The 2,977-nt window shown below is 64.3% G+C and carries 4 protein-coding genes; 3 read left to right on the top strand and 1 reads right to left on the bottom strand.

Annotation, left to right across the window (positions count from 1 at the left end):
• Positions 1 to 727 precede the first annotated feature (727 nt).
• Together A5779_RS35015 and A5779_RS30290 are read left to right on the top strand one after the other, a co-directional pair.
• On the top strand, positions 728 to 1,207 hold the full coding sequence (locus tag A5779_RS35015; RefSeq protein WP_236734930.1) for a MerR family transcriptional regulator: 480 nt from the start codon (positions 728 to 730) through the stop codon (positions 1,205 to 1,207).
• Positions 1,185 to 1,571, top strand: coding sequence for a hypothetical protein (locus tag A5779_RS30290; protein WP_064887412.1), 387 nt, complete (start codon positions 1,185 to 1,187; stop codon positions 1,569 to 1,571). The genes A5779_RS35015 and A5779_RS30290 overlap by 23 nt, the downstream gene beginning before the upstream one ends.
• Positions 1,572 to 1,658: 87 nt before the next feature.
• Here the strand turns inward: A5779_RS30290 and A5779_RS30285 are convergent, their stop codons facing one another.
• On the bottom strand, positions 1,659 to 1,997 hold the full coding sequence (locus tag A5779_RS30285) for a MerR family transcriptional regulator (RefSeq protein WP_064887410.1): 339 nt from the start codon (positions 1,995 to 1,997) through the stop codon (positions 1,659 to 1,661).
• A gap of 133 nt (positions 1,998 to 2,130) precedes the next feature.
• On the opposite strand from A5779_RS30285, the gene A5779_RS30280 reads away from it, so the two are divergent.
• Entirely contained in the window at positions 2,131 to 2,550 is a 420-nt protein-coding gene (locus tag A5779_RS30280) for an Hsp20/alpha crystallin family protein (protein ID WP_064887408.1), read from the top strand.
• The last annotated feature ends 427 nt before the right edge of the window (positions 2,551 to 2,977 follow it).

Here is a 2,977-nt window from a genome sequence, read left to right as displayed (position 1 = left end):
CCGGCGCGGTCGGTGGCATTCTGGATTCGCAGTTATCTGGAGTTGGGTTCAGATGGGTCTCGTTGTTCCGGCTTAGGTGATGTGTGAGGAAACAGCCTTATCGGGAACGGTTTGAATCGTGGGCGTTCCCGACAAGCGAGGCTGTAAGGGGCGGCGGTGTAGTGACCAAAGTCGCTACAGAGCAATGCGTTTCCCGTTAACACCCCCCGAGGCAGTTGCCACGTCACCTCGACCGCCGTGTCGGCCTCGGCGGTCGAGGTGACGCCCTATCGCATCCGGCCCCGGGCTGTGCAGGTGGCTTGTCAAGGCGCCTTCGGATGGGTGTCACGCGGCCCCCGGCACTGCCACGCCTCAAAAAATCTGCATTGGCTGATGTAGACATTCGATAGTGCTCTCGCTAGAGTATGCGGTGTTGAGATTAGAGGGTAAGTGGCACGGGAGATGATGAACTGCCCGTGAAGTGTGACGTCAGCGCGGTCAAGCAGTACGAGGCCAGGCAGCATGTTGGCTTTCGGACCGTGGTGAAGGTGGAGTAGACAGTGAAAGGAGGGAGTTACCGTCGGATCGTCACGCGAGTGTGTCTGTGCGGACGATCCTGCAGTATTCCTAGTAATGCCGGGAGATGTCGTGCGCTCCCGCGGATCGGTGCCCCCTCGGGGTGGTGGTGTTGTGACCCCAGGGGGGGCACCGATCCTCCCTATATCAACGTCGCCCGGCCTCCCCGGGCGTGTTCGCGTTCATCGCGAATACGTTTCACATCAGCGATCATGGGCTGCGTGGGCGCGATGTTCGGTGGGCGGCTCGCCTACTGGACACGGCCGTTGATGATTCGAAAGGTTTAGTCGTACAACCACAGAACGGTTCGAGTGAACCGAATCCGAATGACAAGTTCGACGACGAGGACTACCCGGCCTACAGCATGGGCAGTGCAGCGCGAATACTCGACACCACTGCGGCATTTTTGCGAAGCCTTGATGAGGCCAGATTACTGACCCCGCAACGTTCTGAAGGCGGACATCGCCGCTATTCGCGCTACCAGCTGCGGATCGCGGCGCGCGCCCGCGAGCTCGTCGATCAGGGCATGGCATTGGAAGCAGCCTGCCGCATCATCATTCTCGAGGACCAACTCGCCGAGGCCCACGCCCTCAATGCCGCACTGCAGCAGCGCATCGACGACAGCACCGTTGACGAGGATCGGCGAACCTGAACGACGCGCCGGGGTTCTCACCAGCGCTGCGTTGGTGGCGCGCGCCGCACTGGACACCGACTTCCGTACGACCCACGACACCCCGGTCGTGGGCCGCCGCAGCAAAGCCCGCGCCCCGGATGCCGCGCCCACGGTCTGCTTCACCGCCCCAGGGGGTCCGGGCAATTTGAGCGAGGTCGTCGGCCATGGTCATCGCGCCCACGTTGTGGCGATTGGCGGTGTGCACGATCTCGACGAACGCCGCATCGAGGCTGCAGCCGCGCCACGCGACCAGCGCCCCTTCGGCGGTGTCGAGGATCCGCACGCAGTCCCGGCGGGATCGGTTGACCGGGCGGCGAAATCCATTCACATTCACCTCCTCTAGGGTCGGCACCGCGAGCTGGTGCCGAAACCTTTTGGACAACAATAGATATCCTTGTGCCCCAGGTTCCCCTGACGGTGACGTCGGGTGTCATCGGCGTGCGGTGCGCGGTTCCCGGGACCGCAGCCGTGCATTCTCCGAGGCGAGCTCACCATTGGTCGATGCCAGCTCGGCGTTGTGATCCTGCAACGGCAGAATCTGGGCAATGCCGGCGATGTTGACACCGTCGGCGACCAGCTCGGCAATCCGCTGCAGCCGATCGAGGTCGTCGTCGCTGTAGCGGCGGGTACCACCCTCGGTGCGCGCCGGGGTGAGCAGCCCGCGTCGCTCATAGAGCCGCAGCGTCTGTGGATCCATCCCACTGAGCTCGGCGGCAACCGAAATGCCGTACACACCGCGCGCCGATCCCGCCGACGCCTCGCCCACCACAGTTCAACGACCCCTTCTCCTCGAATCGGTCCGGATTCATCCTTGCACAAGGCTGATACCAGTGCTATAAGAAATTTATGGCAGATGACATAGATCATCTGCAGTCGACACGGTGGGTTAGGAGGCAAAGATCATGTTGATGCGTACCGATCCGTTCCGCGACTTCGATCGCCTGGCCCAGCAGGTGCTGGGCACCACGGCCCGCCCGGCGGTGATGCCGATGGACGCCTGGCGAGAAGACGACAAGTTCATCGTCGAGTTCGATCTGCCTGGGGTGGATGTGGATTCGCTCAATCTCGATGTCGAGCGCAACGTGCTCACCGTGCACGCTCAGCGCCCCGAACACGATCCCGACCGGGAGATGGTCTCGGCCGAGCGTGCGCGCGGGGTGTTCAGCCGGCAACTGTTTTTGGGCGAGACCCTGGACACCGACGCGATCGAAGCCAACTATGCCGGTGGGGTGTTGCGGTTGACCATCCCGGTGGCCGAAAAGGCCAAGCCGCGGCGCATCGCGATCACAAGCAACACGGACAAGACCGCCATCAACGCGTGAGGCTCCGGCCCGGCCGGCCGCCGGGCCCGGGGCGCAGCATCCGGGTTAGAGGGGGTGAGTGAGATGACGCTCGACATCCAGTGGGACAGCAGCCTGCTCGAGGAGGCGGCGGCGATCGTGGAGGCCGAAGAGATACGCCTGCGACAGGACGAGGCCCCGTGGGAATGCGAGCCGGCCACCCCACCCGTCGAGGGGACTGCGCCCCGGGCCCGCCCGCCTCGCGTCGGCGCGCTTACCTGCACGCGCCGGCGCCGCGGCCCGCCAATCCCCGACGGTCCCCGCCGGTTGATCACCCGACCGCGGCTTCCTGTGCCAGTGTGGGCGACCCAACGCTCACCTCCCACAACCCCGCGGTCTGGTACTGAAACGCGTTGACGGGCAACGGCGGTGATATCCGGCCGATGTCTCGGCTACGCCATCGACGCCG

Origin of the sequence: Mycolicibacterium peregrinum (genome assembly GCF_001665625.1) — a bacterium.
Lineage (GTDB): Bacteria > Actinomycetota > Actinomycetes > Mycobacteriales > Mycobacteriaceae > Mycobacterium > Mycobacterium peregrinum_B.
The sequence above is the reverse complement of the archived record's forward strand: the minus strand, read 5'-3'. Positions and strand labels throughout refer to the sequence as shown.